Source organism: Pseudomonas sp. PDNC002 (genome assembly GCF_016919445.1).
Lineage (GTDB): Bacteria > Pseudomonadota > Gammaproteobacteria > Pseudomonadales > Pseudomonadaceae > Pseudomonas.
Window position 1 is genome coordinate 3147300 of sequence record NZ_CP070356.1, and the last position, 20670, is coordinate 3167969.

Below are 20670 nucleotides of genomic sequence, written 5' to 3' on the forward strand. Positions count from 1 at the left end.
CTTTCTATTGGCAGTGCCCGCCCATGGCGCATCAGGAGGCAAGGTGGAACAAGAAGCGCGCATTCTCATCGTCGAGGACGACCAGCGATTGGCCGAGCTGACCCAGGATTACCTGGAGAGCAACGGCCTGGCGGTGTCCATCGAATCCCATGGCGCGAGGGCGGTGGACCGCGTGCTGGCCGAGCGGCCGGACCTGGTGGTGCTGGACCTGATGCTGCCGGGGGAGGATGGGCTGTCCATCTGCAAGCGCCTGCGTCCGGATTACGACGGTCCGATCCTGATGCTCACCGCGCGCACCGACGACATGGATCAGGTGCAGGGCCTGGAGATGGGCGCTGACGATTACGTGTGCAAGCCGGTGCGCCCGCGTGTGCTGCTGGCGCGCATCCGCGCCCTGCTGCGCCGCAGCGAGCCGGCCGAGTCGGTGCAGGCGGTCGGCGGCAAGCGCCTGACCTTTGGCAAGCTGGTGATCGACAACGCCATGCGCGAGGCCTGGCTGGACGAGCAGACCATCGAGCTGACCAGCGCCGAGTTCGATTTGCTCTGGCTGCTGGCTGCCAACGCCGGGCGCATTCTTTCCCGCGAGGAAATCTTCAACTCCCTGCGCGGCATCGAGTACGACGGCCAGGACCGCTCCATCGACGTGCGTATCTCGCGCATCCGCCCGAAGATCGGCGACGACCCGATGCACCCGCGCCTGATCAAGACGGTGCGCAGCAAGGGCTACCTGTTCGTCGGGGAGCTCTGAGCCGTGAGCGCCGTGCCACCGTTCCCCGAGCTGCACGGCGAGCGCTTCCGCCTGCGCGCCTTCACCGATGCCGACCAGCCGACGGTGTTCCGCGCGCTGTCGCATCCCGAGGTAATCCGCTACTACGGCGTTTCCTACGCGACGCTGGAAGCCACCCGCGAGCAGATGGAGTGGTTCGAACGCCTCCATAAGGAAGGCAGTGGTATCTGGTGGGCGATCTGCCGGCCGGAAGCGCCGGAGGAAGTCATCGGCGGATGCGGCTTCAATAAATGGCTGCCAGCCCATCGACGCCTGTCGTTGGGCTACTGGCTGTTGCCCGAGCACTGGGGGCAGGGCGTGATGAGCGAATGCCTACCGGTGATCTGCCGCCATGCTTTCCGAGAAATGAACGTGCATCGCATCGAGGCCGAGGTGGAGCCGGAGAACCTCGCCAGTGGCCGCTTGCTGCTGCGCCAGGGATTCGTGCTGGAAGGCCGACGCCGCGAGTGCGAGGTGAAGGGCGGTGCGTTCCTCAGCCTGGACTATTACGGGTTGCTCAATGTTGGGGAGGCCGGGTGAGTCTCGCGCTCGGGCTGGCCCTCACCCCAGCCCTCTCCCAAAGGGAGAGGGGGTCGTCCGTGCCGGCTGCCGGTTCGGTTTCATCCTGCCCGACTCGATGCCAACCGGGCGGCGCCACTTTAGCGCCGGGCTTCCTGCGCACTCCGAACAGTCCCCTCTCCCTCTGGGAGAGGGCTAGGGTGAGGGAGCTCTTCAATAGCGCCGAACCCACCCGGAATTCCCCCCGATGAAATCCATCTTCCTGCGCATCTACGGCGGCATGCTGCTGACCCTGGTGGCCGTCGCCGCGCTGGCCGTGCTGACGCTGCACCTGGTCAACGACGTGCGCGGCGAACGCTATCGCGAGGACCTGGCCCGCGGCACTTTCCGCCTGATGGCGGACGAGTTGCTGCCCATGAGCGAAGTGGATCGCAAGCGTGCACTGAGCCAGTGGAGCCGCCTGCTGGGCATTCCGCTCAAGCTCACCAGCCTGGACGCGCTGGGCATGGAAGGGCGCAGCCGGGCGCGGCTGATGAATGATCAGGTGCTGGTACAGGCCGGCGCGCCCCATGAAGTGAAGGTGATGACCCAGGTGAGCGCGGCGGAAGGGCTGATCCTCACCGGCGAGGTGGAGCAGGTCAGCGAACAGCTGGCGCGCGCCACTATCTATTTGCTGATGGATGAGCTCAAGCGCTACCCGGCCAGCGAGCAGCCCTATCATCTGGCGCGCATCGTCCGTGACAAGCGCTTCGGCTTTGAAGTGCACCTGCTGCGCCTGAAGGAGGTCGACCTCGACGACGACCAGAGCCGCCGGGTGGAGGAGGGCGATACGGTGATGGCGCTGGGCAAGGGCGGCGACTCGATCCGCGTGCTCTCGGGCATCCTCGACACGCCCTGGGTGCTGGAGCTGGGGCCGATCTACCAGATGAACCCGTACCCGCCGCAGTTGCTGACGATCATCGTGGTCGTCGCGCTGACGCTCATCGGCCTGACCCTGTACCTGTTGATCAGCGGGCTGGAGCAGCGCTTGCGCAGTCTTGAATCCGCCGCCACGCGCATCGCCCGCGGCAGCCTGGACACCCGTGTGGAAGTGCGCGGCGCAGACTCCATCGGCCGCCTCGCGGGGGCTTTCAACCACATGGCCGAGCAGTTGCACCTGTTGCTGACGGTGCAGCGCGAGCTGGTGCGCGCGGTGTCCCACGAGCTGCGCACGCCGGTGGCGCGGCTGCGCTTCGGGCTGGAGATGATCGAGTCCGCCGAAACGGAGAAAGCGCGGCGCAAGTACATGGAAGGCATGGACGGCGATATCCAGGACCTCGACCAACTGGTGGACGAGATGCTCACCTACGCGCGCCTGGAGCAGGGTTCGCCGGCTCTGGCCTATCAGCGCATCGAGCTGGGCGCGCTGGTGGAACAGGTGGTGTCGGAGATCGCTCCGCTGCGCCGGGAGATCACCGTCACCTGCGAGCCCGGTTCGCTGGTGCCGTTCGACCAGGGCAGTTGGATCGAGGCCGAGCCGCGCTACCTGCACCGCGCCTTGCAGAACCTGATGACCAATGCGCTGCGCTATGCCGAAGGGCGGGTGCGGGTGAGTTACCGGGTGAGCGTGGACCGCTGCCAGGTGGACGTCGAAGACGACGGCCCCGGTGTGCCGGAAGCGCAGTGGCCTCGCTTGTTCCAACCCTTCTTCCGCGCCGATGACAGCCGGGCGCGGGTCACGGGTGGGCATGGGCTGGGGCTTTCCATCGTGCGGCGGATCATCCACTGGCACGGCGGCCGCGCGCAGATCGCCAAGAGCGAAGTGCTGGGTGGCGCGTGCTTCACGCTGATGTGGCCACGCCGCCAGGCACCGACGGTCGAAGACAATATTTGACCTTGAAGTCAAAAAATGCAGAATGCTGCGGTGCCATCACAGGCTGATGGCGTCCGCCGCGTTGCTCTGCATCTTCCCTCAGTGAAACAGCTCTCTTAATGGGTATTGCAGAGTCACCGGTATCGTTATGTAATTTTTGCTATAACGAGCGCTGGCGGCAGGGCGGCCGGGCCGGTCAGCGACAGGCCCGCGCAGGGTTTCAGGCAGGAACACCGAGGATCACATGGGACGCTTTGATCACTGCAGTCGCCTTCACGCCAACCACCAGGCCGAGCTCGCTGACCGCATCGCGGGTGACCACGGCAACCACTTCGGTGCCGCCGGGCAGGCCCAGCACCACCTCGGCATTCACCGCACCGTCGGTGACCGATTTCACCGTGCCGCTCAGGCAGTTGCGGGCGGACAGGCGGATGTCCTCGGCCTCGGTCATCAGCATCACCCAGGGCGCCTTGACCAGCGCAATGACGTCCTTGCCCTGGGCCAGGCCCAGGCTCTTCACGCTTTCCTCGGTGACGATCGCCACCAGCTCGCTGCCGCCGGGCAGGGCGACCACGACTTCCGCGTTGACCGCACCGTTGCGCAGTTGCTTGACGCTGCCCTTGAAGACGTTGCGTGCACTGACCTTCATGAACTGACTCTCCTGGACCGTTTTGAATGGCCGGCTTCTCGCCGGACGTAACACGGGGCTGAACCGAGTTTATAGACCAGTCCTGACGATTTGATGCTTGAAAACAACAACCCACTGGAGCCTCACGATGAAACACCGCTTCGCAAGCCTGTCCCTGCTGGTCGCTTCCTGCTTCACCCTGCACTCGGCGCTGGCCGATGAAGTGCAGGTCGCCGTCGCCGCCAACTTCACCGCGCCGATCCAGGCGATCGCCAAGGACTTCGAGAAGGACACCGGCCACAAGCTGGTCGCCGCCTACGGCGCCACCGGCCAGTTCTACACCCAGATCAAGAACGGCGCGCCGTTCGAAGTCTTCCTCGCCGCCGACGACAGCACGCCGAAGAAACTCGAAGCCGAGAAGGAAATCGTCCCCGGTTCGCGCTTCACTTACGCCATCGGCACCCTGGCGCTGTGGTCGGCCAAAGACGGCTACGTCGACGCCAAGGGCGAGGTGCTGAAGAAGAACGAGTACAAGCACCTGTCCATCGCCAACCCGAAAGCCGCGCCTTACGGCCTGGCCGCCACCCAGGTGATCGACAAGCTCGGCCTGAAGGACAAGGTCGCCGGCAAGATCGTCGAAGGCCAGAACATCACCCAGGCCTTCCAGTTCGTTTCCACCGGCAACGCGGAGCTGGGCTTCGTGGCGTTGTCGCAGATCTACAAGGATGGCAAGGTGACCAGCGGTTCCGCCTGGATCGTCCCGGCCGACCTGCACGACCCGATCCGCCAGGACGCCGTGATCCTCAACAAGGGCAAGGACAGCGCCGCCGCCAAGGCCCTGGTCGAGTACCTCAAAGGCCCGAAAGCCGCTGCGGTGATCAAGTCCTACGGTTACGAGCTCTGATGCTCTTCAACTAGGTAGAAGTAAGGAAGCGCGATGCCCCTCACGCAGGAGGATTTCCTGGCCATCCGGCTCACCATCGAGCTGGCCGCCCTGAGCACCCTGATCCTCCTGCTGATCGGCACGCCGATCGCCTGGTGGCTGTCGCGCACCCGCTCCTGGCTGAAAGGTCCGCTGGGAGCGGTGGTGGCGCTGCCGCTGGTGCTGCCGCCCACGGTGATCGGCTTCTACCTGCTGATCACCATGGGCCCCAATGGCTTCATCGGTCACGCCACCGAGAGCCTGGGCCTGGGGCGTTTGCCCTTCACCTTCGCCGGGCTCGTGGTGGGCTCGGTGTTCTATTCGCTGCCCTTCGTGGTGCAGCCGTTGCAGAACGCCTTCGAGGCGATCGGCGACAAACCACTGGAGGCCGCCGCGACCTTGCGCGCGAGCCCGCTGGATACCTTCTTTTCTGTGGTCGTGCCGCTGGCGCGGCCTGGCTTCATCACCGCCAGCATCCTCGGCTTCGCTCACACGGTGGGTGAGTTCGGCGTGGTGCTGATGATTGGCGGCAACATTCCGGGGAAGACCCGCGTGGTGTCGGTGCAGATCTTCGATCACGTCGAGGCCATGGAGTATGCCCAGGCGCACTGGCTGGCCGGCGGCATGGTGATTTTCTCCTTCTTCGTCCTGCTGGCGCTCTACGCGAGCCGCCGCGGCCGTTCGGCCTGGGCCTGAGGTGGGCATGCAGCAAGAGACTCCCGTGCGCGCCATCGAGGCCCGGTTCCAGATTGCCTATTCGGGCTTCAGCCTGGACGTCGACCTGCAGTTGCCGGGCAAGGGCGTGACCGCGCTGTTCGGCCATTCCGGTTCTGGCAAGACCACCTGCCTGCGCTGCGTGGCGGGCCTTGAGCGCGCCCCGCTCGGTCGGTTGGTGGTGAATGGCGAGGTCTGGCAGGACAGCGCGGCTGGTGTATTCCTGCCGCCGCACAAGCGGGCGCTGGGCTATGTGTTCCAGGACGCCAACTTGTTCGAGCACCTGTCGGTGAAGCGCAACCTCACCTACGGGATGAAGCGCGTGCCGCGCGACGAGCATCGCGTCGAGCTGAAACAGGCCACCGAGCTGCTGGGGATTGGCCATCTGCTGGAGCGCATGCCGGGACACTTGTCCGGTGGCGAACGCCAGCGCGTCGGCATGGCGCGCGCGTTGCTGACCAGCCCGCGCCTGCTGCTGATGGACGAGCCACTGGCGGCACTGGACCTGAAGCGCAAGGCGGAAATCCTCCCGTACCTGGAGCGCCTGCACGATGAGCTGGATATCCCGATCCTCTACGTCAGCCACTCGCCGGATGAAGTGGCGCGGCTGGCCGATCACCTGGTGCTGCTGGACCAGGGCAAGGCGATTGCCAGTGGCCCGGTGATGGAAACCCTGGCGCGCACCGACCTGCCGATTTCCCACCTGGAAGATGCCGGTGTCGTGATCGACGGCCACGTGGTTTCCCACGATGCTGACTACGGCCTGCTGACCCTGGCTCTACCGCATTGCGAGCAGCGCATCCGCCTGGCTCACGCGCCAATGGAAAAGGGCAGGGCGCTGCGCATCAAGGTGCAGGCGCGGGACGTCAGCCTGAGCCTGGAGCCGGCGGCCCACAGCAGCATCCTCAACGTACTGCCGGCGACCGTGGTCGAGATCGTGCCGACGGACAATCCGGCGCATCGGCTGGTGAAGCTCGACGTGGCCGGCACGCCAGTGCTGGCCAGGATCACCCGCTATTCCCACGACCAGCTAGGCCTGCATGCCGGGCAGGCGGTATGGGCGCAGATCAAGTCGGTGGCGTTGCTAGCCTGATCTGCTCTATGTAGGAGCGGAACTTTTCCGCGATCACCGCGATAGCGGTGCAAGGTCCTGGGTGCCGGCCTGGCGGCCGGGTCGCGGAGAAGCTCCGCTCCTACAAAAGAGGACGGGGCGCACCGGCCCTCCCGGCTTGCATGGGTGTTCCATGTAGGAGCGGAACTTTTCCGCGATCACCGCGATAGCGGTGCAACGTGCTGGGTACCGGCCTGGCGGCCGGGTCTCGGAGAAGCTCCGCTCCTACAAAAGAGGAAGGGGCGCACCGGCCCTCCCGACTCACATGGATGCTCTATGTAGGAGCGGAACTTTTCCGCGATCACCGCGATAGCGGTGCAACGTCTTGGGTACCGGCCTGGCGGCCGGGTCGCGGAGAAGCTCCGCTCCTACAAAAGAGGGCGGGGCGCACCTGCCCTCCCGGCTTGCATGGGTGTTCCATGTAGGAGCGGAACTTTTCCGCGATCACCGCGATAGCGGTGCAACGTCTTGGGCCGCCGGTCTGGCGGCCGGGTCGCGGAGAAGCTCCGCTCCTACAAAAGAGGAAGGGGCGCACCGGCCTTCCCGGCTCACATGGGTGTTCCATGTAGGAGCGGAACTTTTCCGCGATCACCGCGATAGCGGTGCAATGCCCTGGGTACCGGCCTGGCGGCCGGGTCGCGGAGAAGCTCCGCTCCTACAAAAGAAGAAGGGCGGCCACTGGCCGCCCTTCTTCGATTCACGCAGTGCCTTACAGCAGCGGAATGGTGTAGCTGACGATCAGGCGGTTCTCGTCCTGGTCACGCTGGCTGGGCACGCCCGGGGTGGATGCCGCCGGCAGGCCGCTGCGCATGGCGGCGTTCTTCCAGGCCAGGCCCAGGCCCCTGAAGGTGCCTTCCGGGACCACGTAGCCCAGCGCGATATCGCGTTCCCACTCGCCCTTGTCGCCGGCCTTGGTGTCGATGTTGTCGGCGTTCAGGTAGAGCACGCTGAAGGTCAGGCCCGGCACGCCGAGGTCGGCGAAGTCGTAGGCATAGCGACCGATCCAGGTGCGCTCGCCAGCGCGGTTGAACTTCAGCAATTGGGCGTCGGAGATCAGGTAGGTGCTGGTGCCTTCGCCGTCGCCGCGGTTCAGGTAGGGGAAGTCGCTGTCGCCGGTCAGCACCTGGTAGCCGGCGCCGATGCTGTGGCCGCCCAGGGCATAGGTGAACATGCCGCTGTAGACGTTGTTGTCCACTTCGCCCTTGAGACTGTTGCCGCCGTAGTAGCCGCTGCTGACGTAGCCGTCGGCGCGACCGGAGGCGCTGCCATTCTTGCCGTCGGAATCGCTGATGAAGACGCGAATATCGGACTTCAGGGTGCCCGGACCGATACCCCAGTTGTGCACGAGGCCCAGGTAGTTCTGCTTGTAGAAGTTGTCCAGCTCGCCGTAGTAGTACGACAGGGTCAGGTTCTTGGTCGCCTTGTAGTCGCCGCCGGCGAAGTAGAACTTGTTGCTGTCGCGGGAGCTGGCGCTGCTGCCGTTGGCGCCAGCGATGGACATGCTGCGCCAGTCGGTGGAGTTGCGGCCCTTGGTGTGGGTCAGCTGGCCGCCGGTCAGGGTCAGGTTGTCGATGTCGGTGGAGGTGACCTGGCCACCTTCGTAGGTCATCGGCAGCAGGCGGGCATCGTTGTAGACCACCACCGGCAGCTTGGGCTGCAGGGTGCCGTAGCGGAATTCGGTCTTGGAGATCTTCGCCTTGGCGGTCATGCCGAGGCTGCTGAACTCATCCACCGCGCTGCCGTCGCTTTCCAGCGGGAAGATGGTGCCCGGCTGGCGATCGATGCCGGCCTTGCCGGATCTGCCGCCACCGTCCAGGCGCACGCCGAGCAGACCCAGCGCGTCGACGCCGAAGCCCACGGTGCCCTGGGTGAAGCCCGAGGAGTAGTTGAGCATGAAGCCCTGGCCCCACTCTTCCTGCTTGCTGGGCGAAGCGGTGCCGTTGCGGTTGTCGGTGTTGATGTAGAAGTTGCGCAGGGTCAGGCTGGCCTTGCTGTCCTCGATGAAGCCGCCGGCGTGGGCCGATTGCGCAATGAGGCCGAGCGAGCTGGCCGCAATGGCGAGCGCCAGGGTATTTCTGGTCATTTACGTTGCTCCGATGGTCATTTCTTTTTGTGGGGACCCCAAGCGCCAGACGTTGTCGTTTGGCTGTATAGGATTCTATATATCGGTAGGCCTGCTGACGATTCCTCTGAAGGCAAACTCTGAGGATCAAAATAGGTAGAGGGCGTCTGGGCGGCGTGCATGACGCCAAATTCTGACTTTTAAGTCAAGACTTTCAGTTGAGTCTGTCAGAAGAAGGGATGGCGACCAGGCTCAGCAAGCGGTCATCGAACAGGCTGAATTGCCCGTCGATTTCCTTACCGTGATGCCACTCCCCCGACAGATCGGTGAGCAGCCGCAGGCGTGCGTGGCCACCGGCGGACCAACTGACCAGCTCGGCGTGCTCGAAGTAGAAACGCTTGCGCACCAGCGGGAACAGGGCCTTGAACAGGCTTTCCTTGAGGGAAAAGGTGAGGGTGACCTGTAGTGCGGCCTGCTGTGGATCGAGGCGTGCCAGTTCATTGGGCGTGAGGATTTCTCCGGCGAGGCGTTCGGCACGCGCGGTTTCCAGACGGTTCTCGATGTCCAGGCCGAGCCCGCGCCATTGGCTGTCGCGTGCGACGATCGCCGCGGCCCAGCCGTCGCCATGGGTGATCGAGCCGCAGAAACCGGCCGGCCAGACCGGTGCACGCTCTTCGTCCGTCCCCGGCACCCAGGTGCCCGCGCCTGCCGCCAGCAGCGCCGCGCGGGCGCAGAGACGCCCGGCAAGGTACTCGGCCTGACGCTTGGCGACGGAGCGCTGGATATTGGCCGGTGCCTCGACCTTGCTCAGGGCGAAATCCCCGGCCTGCAGGCGCTGGCGGTCGAAGCGGGTGCTGCGCAGCTGGCAGCCGTCCAGGGGCGTGGGCAGGGGCCAATCGGCGTCAAGCGGGGTGCAGAATTCGGGAAGGGCGGTCATGGGAGCATTCTGCCGCGCCAGAACGTGGCTCACCAGTCACGCGGCACTTACATTCGTTTGCAAACCTTCACCAAAGGCGTACGGATTCGTCCGACAAGCTTTGTCACACTGCGCGCCGCGTTCCCCAAGGGACGCAGGTGAGGTTGTTGTTGGAGTGCCGCCAAGGCGGGCTCTGACTTTTACACTTGATTGAGTGCGGGAGCCCGAATGGGCTCCCGTTTTTTATTGCGCGGCGTTTTTACTGCGCGTCGGGTTTCACGTCGAAGATTTCCTTGAAGAACGCCTGCAGGTCCGCCCAGGACTTCTGGTCGGCGGTCTTGTCGTAGCCCACGTCCAGGCCATGGCCCTTGTGCATGTCGGCGTCAGGGTTGGTGAAGCTGTGCTTCGCGCCCGGTTGTACCACCAGCTTGTAGTCGGCCTTGGCGTTGTCCATCTCGCTCTTGAAGGCGGCCACGCTTTCGGCGGGCACCAGGGTGTCGGCGCCGCCGTGCTCGACCAGGATCTTCGCCTTGATCGCCCCCGGTTGCGCCGGCGTATCGGTCGCCAGGACGCCGTGGAAGCTCGCCACGCCGGCCAGCGGCAGGCCGGCGCGGGCCATGTCCAGCACCACCTTGCCGCCGAAGCAGTAGCCGATCGCGGCGATCTTGCTCGGGTCGGTCTGTGGCTGTTTCTTCAGCAGTTCGAGGCCGGCCTGGAAGCGCGCCTTGGCGGCATCGGCGTTCTTCAGCGCCTCGGCCATGAAAGCCTTGGCGTCGTTGGGATGGTCGGTGTGCTTGCCGTCGCCGTACATGTCGATGGCCAGTGCGCTGTAGCCCAGCGCGGCGAGGTCACGGGCGCGGCGCTTGGCGTAGTCGTTCAGCCCCCAGAATTCATGGACGACGATGACGCCGGGACGAATGCCGGACTTGGCGTCGTCGTAGGCGAAGTAGCCGATCATTTTCGTGCCGTCAGTGGATTCGTAAGGAATCTCCTGGGTCTTGATGGCGGCTGAGGCGCTGGCCGCGAAGGCGAACAGCAACAAAGCGGTGAGCAGGCGCATGATGAATCTCCGTGGCGATGGTCGTTGGGGGGAGCCTTAAACAATAGTCATATCCAGGCCGATGGTGGGCACGCATGCGTCACAACCGCTCAAGCGCGCGGATGGCGGATGAAAAGTGCGATAGCCTCGTCTACCCTTGCGCCCATGTTCCGTCCCCGCGAAGCGATAGGCCGATGTTGGACCTGAGCACCTGGAATCTGACCATCCCCCAGCGCGGCCCGGCCGCGACCATCTCCACGGCGAGACTGGGCCGTGACTACGAGAGCCCGTATTTCCACCGCAGCGCCAACGGCGTGGAGTTCTGGGTGCCGGTGAACGGCGCCCACACCTCGGGCAGCGAGTATCCGCGCACCGAACTGCGCGAGACCAAGCCCGATGGCCGGTTGCACACCTGGCGCTATCCGTTGGCGGATAACCTGATGGTCGCCACCCTGCGGGTCGAGTCGGTGCCTTCCAGTCGGCGCATGGTGATCGGACAGATCCACAGCAATGGCAGCGGTAGTGCCGAGGCGTTGCCGCTGGTCAAGCTGGTCTATCAGCAGCGCCTGGACAAGGCGCGGGTACAGGCGCTGGTTCGCGATCGGCCCGATGACATCACCACACGGACCTATACCGTCTACGATGGCATTCCGCTGGGCGAGTCCTTCACCTACCGGCTGGGTGTTTCCACCAGTGGTGTGCTGAGCGTGCAGGTGAACGAGGGCCACGTCAGCCAGCAACTGGACACCCAATGGGCCTATCAGGGCCTGTATTTCAAGGCAGGCCTCTACCTGCAGGACAATCGCGGCCCGGCCACCGAGGGCGGGCGCGCCACCTTCACCGATCTGAGCATTCGACACCAATGAAGATTTCCTCCATCGCCTCGCGCGCGTCTCTCGCCCTGTCCCTGCTGCTGCCGGTGGCGTTCGCGCAGGCCGCGCCGGGCGATGATTTCGGCGCCTGCATGAATCGCCTGCAGGGAGCCGCCCAGGCCAAGGGCGTCAGTGCTGCCAGCTTTGCGCAGTTCACCAAAGGCTTGCAGCCGGACATGACTGTGCTGCCGCTGCTGGATGCCCAGCCCGAATTCACCACGCCGATCTGGGATTACCTGGCCGGGCTGGTGGACGAACAGCGCGTCGCTGACGGCAAGGCCCGCATGGCCGAACACGCCGATCTGCTGCGCAAGGTCGCCGCGCGTTACCAGGTCGACCCCGCCACGGTGGTGGCCGTGTGGGGCGTGGAGAGCGATTACGGCCGCATCACCGGCAAGCGCCCGTTGCTGGTGTCGCTGTCGACATTGTCCTGCTACGGGCGCCGTCAGTCGTTCTTCCAGGGCGAGTTCATCGCCACCCTGAAGCTGCTGCAGCAGGGCGATATCCGCGACAGCGGCATCACCGGCTCCTGGGCCGGCGCCTTCGGCCAGACGCAGTTCATGCCCTCGACCTATGCGCGTATCGCCGAGGACTTCGACGGCGATGGTCACCGTGATCTGGTGGGCAGCACCGCCGATGCGCTGGCGTCCACCGCCAACTACCTGCGCAAGGCCGGCTGGCGCGAAGGGCAGCCCTGGGGCTACGAGGTGAAGTTGCCGGCGGGGTTCGATGCCTCGCTCGCCGGGCGCACCAAGCGCCGGGCGTTGTCCGACTGGACCAGCCGTGGCGTGAAGCGCATCGACGGCAAGCCGATTCCCAGCCTCGACTCCAAGGCCGCCATCCTGCTGCCGGCGGGGGCGAACGGGCCGGCCTTCCTGGTGCTGCGCAACTATGACGCGATCTATTCCTACAACGCGGCGGAAAGCTATGCGCTGGCCATCGCCTTGCTGTCCGACCGCCTGCGCGGCGAGCCGGGCCTGCGCACGCCCTGGCCGACCGACGATCCGGGCCTGAGCCGGGCGCAGCGCAAGGAGCTGCAGGAGCTGCTGATCCAGCGCGGCTACGATATCGGCAAGCCCGACGGCATGATTGGCGATGTGACGCGCAAGGCGATCCAGCAGGAGCAGAACAAGCTGGGCCTGACGCCGGCGGATGGGCGTGCGGGGCAGAAGATTTTGAAGGCGCTGAAGGGGAGCTGACAGCGCGTTGCTGAGCAACGAAGCCCCGGCCTTGGCCGGGGCTTTTCTTTTGTGCCGCGAACCGCTGAGTCGAGTGTTGTCAGGGAGTCCGCGCCTACGTCCCCCTCACCCCAGCCCTCTCCCTCAGGGAGAGGGGGCAGTCCGAGCCGACTGACGCGAAGGTTTCATCTTGCACCGAACGATCCCCTCTCCCCCTGGGAGAGGGGGCAGTCCGAGCCGACTGACGCGAAGGTTTCATCTTGCACCGAACGATCCCCTCTCCCTCAGGGAGAGGGGGCAGTCCGAGTCGACTGACGCGAAGGTTTCATCTTGCACCGAACGATCCCCTCTCCCCCTGGGAGAGGGTTAGGGTGAGGGCCGCCCCAAGCGCAGAGGTATCTCGTAGGAGCGAACTCTGTCCGCGGTTGGGGTTCAGGCAAGGCTCATTCCCACCCCTTCACCCCCGTCATGTCCGGGAGGTGGTGGGCGATGCCCTTGTGGCAGTCGATGCACGTCGCCTCGCCCGAGGCCAGGGCCGTGGAGTGCATCTGCCGGGCGCGCTGGCTCTGGCGGGTGAAGTCCATGAACTGGAAGTTATGGCAGTTGCGACACTCCAGCGAGTCGTTGGCCTTCAGCCGCGCCCATTCGTGCTCGGCCAGTTCACGACGGTGATCGAGGAATTTCTCCCGCGTGTTGATGGTGCCGAAGATCTTGCCCCAGACCTCCTTGGAGGCCTGCATCTTGCGCGCGATCTTGTCGGTCCACTTGTGCGGCACGTGGCAGTCCGGGCAGGTGGCGCGCACACCGGAGCGGTTGGTGTAGTGGATGGTGTCCTTGAGTTCGGCGAAGACGTTGTCGCGCATTTCGTGGCAGGAGGTGCAGAAGGCTTCGCTGTTGGTCGCTTCCAGCGCGGTGTTGAAACCGCCCCAGAAGATGATCCCGGCGATGAACCCGGCCAGCGTCAGGAAGCCCAGGCTGTAGTGCACGCTGGGGCGGCGCAGGACGATCCAGTAGCCCTTGAGCCAGGCGAACAGAGATTTCATGGCGCCTCCTCAGGGATTGCCGGTCGATGTGCCGTCGGCTTTGCCGGTCGCTTTCCCGGCGGCCGCGTCACGCTGGAGGATCTTGTCGATGTCCTCGAAGGTGTTGCCCACCAGCGGTTGCACATCCTTCTGCGGCACATGGCATTGCACGCAGAAGTAGCGCCGTGGCGCGACGGCGGCGAGGGCCTGGCCGTCGCGGTCCATGTAGTGGGTGATGCTGATCATCGGCGCCTGCACCCGCGCGCTGTTCGCGCGGCTATGGCACGACAGGCACTTGTTGGAGTTGGTGTCGATACGGTAGCCGGCGATGGTGTGGGGGATGGTCGGTGGCTGCTCGGGATAGGCCCGCTCGCGGCGGATGTCCTTGTTCTCGTCGTTGGCCAGCGGCGGCGCCGGGCGGTCCTCGGCGATGGTGCCGCCGGGGCGGCGGCCATCCGGCGCCGGGGCGTCCAGCGGATAGTTCACCTCGGCGGCCAGGGCCGGCAGGGCGAGCAGCATCAGCAGCAGGGTAGGGATCGTCTTGTTCATCGCGCGCTCCTCAGGCCAGGCTGACCAGTTCGATGCGCACCGCGCATTTCTTGTAGTCGGTCTGCTTGGAGATCGGGTCGGTGGCGTCCAGCGTGACCTTGTTGATCAGCTTGTTGGCATCGAAGAAAGGCACGAACACCAGGCCCTGCGGCGGCTTGTTGCGCCCGCGGGTCTCGATGCGCGCGCGGATTTCGCCACGCCGGCTGATCACCTTCACCTCGCTGCCACGCCGCATCTTCAGCTCGCGCGCATCGTCGGGGTGCATGTAGACCACTGCGTCGGGCACCGCCTTGTACAGCTCCGGCACGCGCTGGGTCATCGAGCCGGTGTGCCAGTGTTCGAGCACGCGGCCGGTGGAGAGCCAGAAGGGATATTCCTTGTCCGGAGCCTCGGCCGGCGGCTCGTAGGGCAGGGCGAAGATGATCGCCTTCTTGTCCGGGTAGCCATAGAACTGCACGCCGCTGCCGGCGGTGACATAGGGGTCGTAGCCCTCCCGGTAGCGCCAGAGGGTTTCCTTGCCGTTCACCACCGGCCAGCGCAGGCCGCGCGCCTCGTGGTAGGCGTCGAAGGGCGCGAGGTCGTGACCGTGGCCGCGACCGAAACTGGCGTATTCCTCGAACAGGCCCTTCTGGATATAGAAACCGAAGGCCTTGGCCTCGTCGTTCTCGAAGCCCTTGGCGATCTCCTCGCTGCCGAAGGCGTCGACCTGGCCGTTCTTGAAGAGCACCTCGTAGAGCGTCTTGCCCTTGAGCTGCGGCGCCTTGGCCAGCAGCTCCGCGGGCCAGACCTCGTCGGTGGTGAAGCGCTTGGAGAATTCCACCAGTTGCCAGAGGTCGGACTTCGCCTCGCCCGGCGCCTTCACCAGTTGGTGCCAGAACTGCGTGCGGCGTTCGGCGTTGCCGAAGGCGCCTTCCTTCTCCACCCACATGGCGCTGGGCAGGATCAGGTCGGCGGCCTGGGCCGAGACCGTGGGGTACACGTCGGAGACGATCACGAAGTTTTCCGGGTTGCGCCACCCCGGCAAGACCTCCTGCATGATGTTCGGCCCGGCGTGCATGTTGTTGCAGACCTGGGTCCAGTACACGTTGAGCACGCCGTCCTTGAGCATCCGGCTCTGCTGCACGGCGTGGAAGCCGATTTTTTCCTGGATGGTGCCGGCGGGGAGTTTCCAGATTTTCTCGGCAGTCTCGCGGTGCTTCGGATTGGTCACCACCAGGTCCGCCGGCAGGCGGTGGGCGAAGGTGCCGACCTCGCGCGCGGTGCCGCAGGCGGACGGCTGGCCGGTGAGCGAGAAGGGACTGTTGCCCGGCTCGCTGATCTTCCCGGTGAGCAAATGGATGTTGTAGATCAGGTTGTTCGCCCAGACCCCGCGGGTGTGCTGGTTGAAGCCCATGGTCCAGAACGACACCACCTTGCGTTTCGGATCGGCGTACAGCTCGGCCAGGGCCTTCAGGCGCTCGGCGGGAACGCCGGTTTCCTTGGCCGTGCGCTCCAGCGTGTAGGGTTTGACGAAGGCGGCGAATTCGTCGAAGCCGATGTCGGTCCAGGTGTTGGCCTTGTCCGCGTTCTTCGCTTTCTGCTCCAGCGGGTTGTCGGGACGCAGGCCGTAGCCGATGTCCTCGGCGCCGTGGGCGAAGCGGGTGTGCTTGTCGACGAAGTCGCGGTTCACCGCGCCGCTTTCGATGATGTGGTTGGCGATGTAGTTGAGGATGTAGAGGTCGGTCTGCGGCTTGAACACCATGGGGATGTCCGCCAGGTCGAAGCTGCGATGCTCGAAGGTGGACAGCACGGCCACCTTCACCTGCCCTGCGCTCAGGCGCCGGTCAGTGACCCGCGACCAGAGCACCGGGTGCATCTCGGCCATGTTCGAGCCCCAGAGCACGAAGGTGTCGGTGGCCTCGATATCGTCGTAGCAGCCCATCGGCTCGTCCATGCCGAAGCTGCGCATGAAGCCCATCACCGCCGAGGCCATGCAATGCCGCGCGTTGGGGTCGATGTTGTTGCTGCGCAGGCCGGCCTTGAACAGCTTGTTGGCGGCGTAGCCTTCCCAGACCGTCCATTGCCCGGAGCCGAACATGCCCACCGAGGTCGGGCCCTTGGCCTTGAGCGCCGCCTTGAACTTCTCGGCCATGATGTCGAAGGCCGCGTCCCAGCTGATGGGCTGGAACTCGCCCTGCTTGTCGAACTTGCCGTCCTTCATGCGCAGCAACGGGCGGGTCAGGCGGTCGTTGCCGTACATGATCTTCGACAGGAAGTAGCCCTTCACGCAGTTGATCCCGCGGTTGACCTCGGCCTTGATGTCGCCGTGGGTGGCGACCACCTTGTTGTCGCGGGTGGCGACCATCACGCTGCAGCCGGTGCCGCAGAAGCGGCAGGGCGCCTTGTTCCAGTCCAGGCGGGTCATGTCCGCCTCGGTGATCAGGTTGGTCGCGGAGCTCAGGATCGGCAGGCCGGCGGCGGCCGCGGCGATGGCGGCGGCGTTGGCCTTGGCGAACTGGCGGCGGGTCAGGTTCATCTTGCACCTCCGGCCTGGGCCAGCTCGGGTTGGGGCTCGATCTGCGGGGCTTCCGGCGACTCGACGACCTCGTGGTAGATCAGCACCGCGTTGAGAACGCCGGGCAGGTTCTGGATGGCATTGAGGTTGTCGAGGATGCTTGCCTCGTGGGTCGCTTCCAGCACCACCACCAGCTTTCCTTGCGGGCTCTGCTGGTGGACTTCCAGGTCGGGCAGGCGCAGCAGGTTGGCCTTCACGGCCTCCAGCAGCTCCGGACGTGTGTGAACGAGCAGGCTGGCGATCTGGATGCTTTGCGGGTCAGGCATGGTCGGCCTCACGGGTCAGGTGGATGGCGTTGCCGGGGCAGGGCGCAACGCAGGCGCCGCAACCGGTGCACAGGGTCGAATCGAGGGCGGGCAGGGAAGGGCCGCCCAACTGCGGGCGAAAGTGGATCGCCCGGGGTTCGCAGGCATCGTCGCAACTGCGGCAATGGATACCGGCGTGGGCCAGGCAGTGTTCGTCGATCTGCGCGCGCCAGGGGAATGCCTCGCGGTTCAGGTCGAACAGCTGGGCCTGACAGGCGTGCGCGCAGTCACCACACAGGCTGCAGCCCGAATGGGTGAAGTCCAGCTGCGGATAGCCGCCATCGCCGATGATCAACACCTGCTCGGGGCAAGCGTCGACGCAGGCATTGCAGCGCGTGCAGCCTTCGGGGAAATCGCTGGAGGTCCATGGCGGGCGACGTACTTCGGGCGCACCGCCCAGGCGCCGCAGCAGGGCGCGACGGGCGAGCATCACGGCGCGGCTACGACGGCGGGCCCGGAGGCCCCGCCACCAGCTGGACCATCCAGACGATAAAGCCGTAGCCACCGACGATGGCCACGGACAACAGGGGGAACAGGCAGATCACGAGGAACAGGAACAGCCGGGTCTCCTTGCCTTTCTCCGTGCCGGGTCCGGTCTCTTCAGTCATTTGGTCAGCCTCCCGCCAACGACTGGGAATCAGACTAGACCCTGCGCAATGTGTGGGCAAAATCCTACGATCGTTATTCTTTTTTCATACAGCGCATTCGTTCAGCGCTGGTTCAGCGGTACGACAGGTTCGGTTCAGTGCCCCCCTCGTAACCTTCTCTCCGTCAACACATCTACAGACCTCGGACGGGAGAATCCCCATGAAAATCATGAAGAAAGTCGCCCTCGCCAGCGCCATCCTCGGTGCCAGCATCGCCGCTACCGCGGCCAACGCAGCCGACACTTTCGTCGGTATGACCTGGGGCGAAACCAGCAACAACATCCAGAAATCCGATGCACTGAACCGCAACCTGAACAATCCCAAGTTCGACAGCGTGATCAACAACAGCGGGACCTGGGGCGTTCGCGCCGGCCAGCAGATGGAGCAGGGCCGCTACTACGTGACCTACGAAAACGTTTCCGACACCGAGAACGGCCTGAAGCTGCGCCAGCAGAACCTGCTCGGCAGCTACGACGCCTTCCTGCCGCTGGGCGACCAGGGCACCAAGCTGTTCGGCGGCGGCACCGCCGGCCTGGTCAAGCTGGAGCAGGACTCCAAGGGCTACAGCCGCGACAGCGACGTGGGTTACGCCCTCGGTGCGCAAGCCGGTATCCTCCAGGAAATCGGCAAGAACGCCTCCGTGGAAGGCGGCTACCGTTACCTGCGTACCAACGCGAGTACCGAGATGAGCCCGCACGGTGGCAGCAAGGTCGGGTCCCTCGACCTGCACAGCAGCTCCCAGTTCTACCTGGGCGCCAACTACAAGTTCTGACCGGTACTGCAACCGGGCCTCGCGCGGCCCGGTTGCCTGACTCAGGGAGCACGCGCATGAAACTGCTGGTGGTGGAAGACGAGGCGCTGCTGCGCCATCACCTGTATACCCGGCTCGGCGAGCAAGGCCATGTGGTCGATGCCGTGGCCAACGCGGAAGAGGCGCTGTACCGCGCCAGTGAATACCATCACGACCTAGCGATGATCGATCTCGGGCTACCGGGCATGAGCGGCCTGGACCTGATCCGCGAGTTCCGCAGCCAGGGCAAGACCTTCCCCATTCTCATCCTTACCGCTCGCGGCAACTGGCAGGACAAGGTCGAAGGCCTGGCCGCCGGCGCCGACGACTACGTGGTCAAACCCTTCCAGTTCGAGGAGCTGGAGGCTCGCCTGAACGCGCTGCTGCGCCGTTCCAGCGGCTTCGCCCAATCGAGCATCGAGGCTGGCCCGCTGGTGCTGGACACCAACCGCAAACAGGCGCTTGTCAACGGCGAATCGCTGCAACTGACCGCCTTCGAATACCGCATCCTCGAGTACCTCATGCGCCATCACCAGCAGGTGGTGGCCAAGGAGCGCCTGATCGAGCAGCTCTACCCGGATGACGACGAGCGCGACCCGAACGTCATCGAGGTGCTGGTCGGCCGGCTGCGCCGCAAACTGGAGAGCGCCGCGGGCTTCAAGCCCATCGATACCGTGCGTGGCCAGGGCTACATCTTCAACGAGCTGTGCAAATGATCCGCTCGCTGCGCTTTCGCTTGATGCTCGGCGCGGCGATCCTGGCCGTCCTGTTCATGGCGGCCCTGCTACCGGCCCTGCAACGGGCCTTCAGCATCGCGCTGGAGAACGCGATCCAGCAGCGCCTGGCGGCGGACGTGGCGACCCTGGTGTCGTCGGCGCGCATCGACGGCGATGTGCTGAACATGCCCGAGCATCTGCCGGTGGAAGACTTCAACCTTCCCGAGTCCAAGCTGCTGGGTTTCATCTACGACCGGACCGGCAAGCTGGTGTGGCGCTCCACGTCGGCCCAGGACGAGAGTGTCGAGTATTCGCCCAAGTACGACGGGATGATCGATGAGTTCACCCGGATCCGCGATGCCTCCGGCCAGGAGTTCTTCGTCTATGACGTGGAAATCGACCTGCTCGGCGGCAAGCAGGCGGCCTACAGCATTGTCACCATGCAACCGGAAAGCGAGTTCCGCGAACTGGTCAGCGGCTTTCGCGAGCAGCTGTACTTCTGGCTCGGCGGTGCGCTGCTGCTGTTGATGGCGATGCTCTGGCTCGGCCTTGGCTGGGGGCTGCGTTCGATGCGCGGGCTGCGCTCCGAGCTGGACCAGATCGAGGCCGGCGATCGCGAGCGGCTGAGCGACGAGCATCCCGACGAGATGCTGCGCCTGACCGATTCGGTCAACCGCCTGCTGGAAAGCGAGCGTGCCCAGCGCGAGCGCTATCGCAATTCCCTGGGCGACCTCGCCCACAGCCTGAAGACGCCGCTGGCGGTGCTGCAGGGCGTCAGCGAAACCCTCGCCGACCAGCCACAGAACCGCGAGCAGGTGCAGGTGCTGCAGACCCAGATCGAACGCATGAGCCAGCAGATCGGCTACCAGTTGCAGCGTGCGACGATGCGCAAGAGTGGCCTGGTCCGCCACCGAGCGGCGCTGGAGCCGCTGCTGGACACCATCGGCGGCGCGCTGGACAAGGTCTACCGCGACAAGCAGGTGAATCTCGCCCGCGATATCCCGACGGGTTTCGTCCTGCCGCTGGAAAAAGGCGCGTTGCTGGAAATGCTCGGCAACCTGCTGGAGAACGCCTACCGGCTGTGCCTGACGACGGTGAAGGTCAGCGCGCGGAAGGATGGCCGGATGTTCGAGCTCATCATCGAGGACGACGGCCCCGGCGTGCCGGCCAGCCAGCGCGAGCGCATCCTGCAGCGCGGCGAACGCCTGGACACCCAGCACGCTGGCCAGGGCATCGGCACGGCGGTGGTGAAGGACATCATCGATAGCTACGACGGTGAGCTGGCGCTGGAGGATTCCGCGCTGGGCGGGGCGTGCTTCCGCATACGCCTGCCGGGTTGATCGGCAGGCTTTCGTAGGAGCGGATCTTATCCGCGAAATCCCGCAGAAGTGCTTCGCGGACAGGTTCGCTCCTACAAGAGCCGTTCCTGCGTAGTGGGCGGAGCGTGCTTTCAGCTGCGCCTGCCGGGTTGATCAGTATGCTTTCGTAGGAGCGGATCTTATCCGCGA

The 20670-nt window shown here is 65.2% G+C and carries 21 protein-coding genes; 11 read left to right on the plus strand and 10 right to left on the minus strand.

The window, feature by feature from the left end; translation table 11 throughout:
* The first annotated feature begins 43 nt into the window (after window positions 1-43).
* The 3 genes from JVX91_RS14540 to JVX91_RS14550 all read left to right on the plus strand — a co-directional run bounded on the left by JVX91_RS14540 (window position 44) and on the right by JVX91_RS14550 (window position 3158).
* Entirely contained in the window at window positions 44-748 is a 705-nt protein-coding gene (locus JVX91_RS14540) for a response regulator (protein ID WP_205339859.1), read from the plus strand.
* Window positions 749-751: 3 nt separating this feature from the next.
* Window positions 752-1306 (plus strand): GNAT family N-acetyltransferase, encoded by a 555-nt coding sequence (locus tag JVX91_RS14545; RefSeq protein ID WP_205339860.1) that lies wholly within the window; start codon window positions 752-754, stop codon window positions 1304-1306.
* A gap of 226 nt (window positions 1307-1532) precedes the next feature.
* Window positions 1533-3158, plus strand: coding sequence for an ATP-binding protein (locus JVX91_RS14550; protein WP_205339861.1), 1626 nt, complete (start codon window positions 1533-1535; stop codon window positions 3156-3158).
* Between the two features lie 199 nt (window positions 3159-3357).
* Here JVX91_RS14550 and JVX91_RS14555 read toward each other — a convergent pair whose 3' ends face one another.
* Entirely contained in the window at window positions 3358-3786 is a 429-nt protein-coding gene (locus JVX91_RS14555; protein WP_205339862.1) for a TOBE domain-containing protein, read from the minus strand.
* Between the two features lie 127 nt (window positions 3787-3913).
* On the opposite strand from JVX91_RS14555, the gene modA reads away from it, so the two are divergent.
* The 3 genes from modA to modC are packed head-to-tail and all read left to right on the plus strand — an operon-like array spanning window position 3914 to window position 6494.
* Window positions 3914-4669: a molybdate ABC transporter substrate-binding protein gene (modA, locus tag JVX91_RS14560; protein WP_064979703.1), complete on the plus strand. Its 756-nt coding sequence runs from the start codon at window positions 3914-3916 to the stop codon at window positions 4667-4669.
* A 33-nt stretch (window positions 4670-4702) separates the two neighbouring features.
* Complete coding sequence (gene modB / locus JVX91_RS14565) at window positions 4703-5383, plus strand: molybdate ABC transporter permease subunit (protein WP_205339863.1); 681 nt, start codon at window positions 4703-4705, stop codon at window positions 5381-5383.
* Window positions 5384-5390: 7 nt separating this feature from the next.
* Window positions 5391-6494 (plus strand): molybdenum ABC transporter ATP-binding protein, encoded by a 1104-nt coding sequence (gene modC / locus JVX91_RS14570; RefSeq protein WP_205339864.1) that lies wholly within the window; start codon window positions 5391-5393, stop codon window positions 6492-6494.
* Window positions 6495-7221: 727 nt separating this feature from the next.
* On the opposite strand, the gene JVX91_RS14575 is transcribed toward modC, so the two are convergent.
* The 3 genes from JVX91_RS14575 to JVX91_RS14585 all read right to left on the minus strand — a co-directional run bounded on the left by JVX91_RS14575 (window position 7222) and on the right by JVX91_RS14585 (window position 10550).
* Window positions 7222-8595: an OprD family porin gene (locus JVX91_RS14575; protein WP_205339865.1), complete on the minus strand. Its 1374-nt coding sequence runs from the start codon at window positions 8593-8595 to the stop codon at window positions 7222-7224.
* A gap of 193 nt (window positions 8596-8788) precedes the next feature.
* Complete coding sequence (locus tag JVX91_RS14580) at window positions 8789-9511, minus strand: 4'-phosphopantetheinyl transferase superfamily protein (protein WP_205339866.1); 723 nt, start codon at window positions 9509-9511, stop codon at window positions 8789-8791.
* A 238-nt stretch (window positions 9512-9749) separates the two neighbouring features.
* Window positions 9750-10550, minus strand: a complete 801-nt coding sequence (locus JVX91_RS14585; RefSeq protein WP_205339867.1) for a dienelactone hydrolase family protein — start codon at window positions 10548-10550, stop codon at window positions 9750-9752.
* A gap of 173 nt (window positions 10551-10723) precedes the next feature.
* On the opposite strand from JVX91_RS14585, the gene JVX91_RS14590 reads away from it, so the two are divergent.
* Entirely contained in the window at window positions 10724-11395 is a 672-nt protein-coding gene (locus JVX91_RS14590) for a polysaccharide lyase family 7 protein (RefSeq protein ID WP_205339868.1), read from the plus strand.
* Window positions 11392-12600, plus strand: a complete 1209-nt coding sequence (locus JVX91_RS14595; protein WP_205339869.1) for a lytic murein transglycosylase — start codon at window positions 11392-11394, stop codon at window positions 12598-12600. The genes JVX91_RS14590 and JVX91_RS14595 overlap by 4 nt, the downstream gene beginning before the upstream one ends.
* 422 nt (window positions 12601-13022) lie before the next feature.
* Here JVX91_RS14595 and JVX91_RS14600 read toward each other — a convergent pair whose 3' ends face one another.
* Genes JVX91_RS14600 through napE form a run of 6 tightly spaced genes read right to left on the minus strand, consistent with a single transcriptional unit; the run spans window position 13023 to window position 17617 of the window.
* Window positions 13023-13622 (minus strand): cytochrome c3 family protein, encoded by a 600-nt coding sequence (locus JVX91_RS14600; RefSeq protein WP_205339870.1) that lies wholly within the window; start codon window positions 13620-13622, stop codon window positions 13023-13025.
* A gap of 9 nt (window positions 13623-13631) precedes the next feature.
* Complete coding sequence (locus JVX91_RS14605; RefSeq protein WP_205339871.1) at window positions 13632-14150, minus strand: nitrate reductase cytochrome c-type subunit; 519 nt, start codon at window positions 14148-14150, stop codon at window positions 13632-13634.
* A 10-nt stretch (window positions 14151-14160) separates the two neighbouring features.
* Window positions 14161-16665 (minus strand): nitrate reductase catalytic subunit NapA, encoded by a 2505-nt coding sequence (gene napA / locus JVX91_RS14610; RefSeq protein WP_205339872.1) that lies wholly within the window; start codon window positions 16663-16665, stop codon window positions 14161-14163.
* On the minus strand, window positions 16662-16970 hold the full coding sequence (locus JVX91_RS14615) for a chaperone NapD (protein WP_205339873.1): 309 nt from the start codon (window positions 16968-16970) through the stop codon (window positions 16662-16664). Before JVX91_RS14615 ends, napA begins: the two co-directional genes overlap by 4 nt.
* A complete protein-coding gene (gene napF / locus JVX91_RS14620; protein ID WP_205339874.1) occupies window positions 16963-17439 on the minus strand; it encodes a ferredoxin-type protein NapF in 477 nt (158 codons plus the stop codon). The genes JVX91_RS14615 and napF overlap by 8 nt, the downstream gene beginning before the upstream one ends.
* Window positions 17440-17449: 10 nt before the next feature.
* Window positions 17450-17617, minus strand: coding sequence for a periplasmic nitrate reductase, NapE protein (gene napE, locus JVX91_RS14625; RefSeq protein WP_205339875.1), 168 nt, complete (start codon window positions 17615-17617; stop codon window positions 17450-17452).
* A 199-nt stretch (window positions 17618-17816) separates the two neighbouring features.
* On the opposite strand from napE, the gene JVX91_RS14630 reads away from it, so the two are divergent.
* The 3 genes from JVX91_RS14630 to JVX91_RS14640 are packed head-to-tail and all read left to right on the plus strand — an operon-like array spanning window position 17817 to window position 20502.
* A complete protein-coding gene (locus tag JVX91_RS14630) occupies window positions 17817-18428 on the plus strand; it encodes an outer membrane beta-barrel protein (RefSeq protein WP_205339876.1) in 612 nt (203 codons plus the stop codon).
* A gap of 56 nt (window positions 18429-18484) precedes the next feature.
* Window positions 18485-19162: a response regulator gene (locus tag JVX91_RS14635; RefSeq protein ID WP_151186432.1), complete on the plus strand. Its 678-nt coding sequence runs from the start codon at window positions 18485-18487 to the stop codon at window positions 19160-19162.
* On the plus strand, window positions 19159-20502 hold the full coding sequence (locus tag JVX91_RS14640; protein ID WP_205339877.1) for an ATP-binding protein: 1344 nt from the start codon (window positions 19159-19161) through the stop codon (window positions 20500-20502). The genes JVX91_RS14635 and JVX91_RS14640 overlap by 4 nt, the downstream gene beginning before the upstream one ends.
* The last annotated feature ends 168 nt before the right edge of the window (window positions 20503-20670 follow it).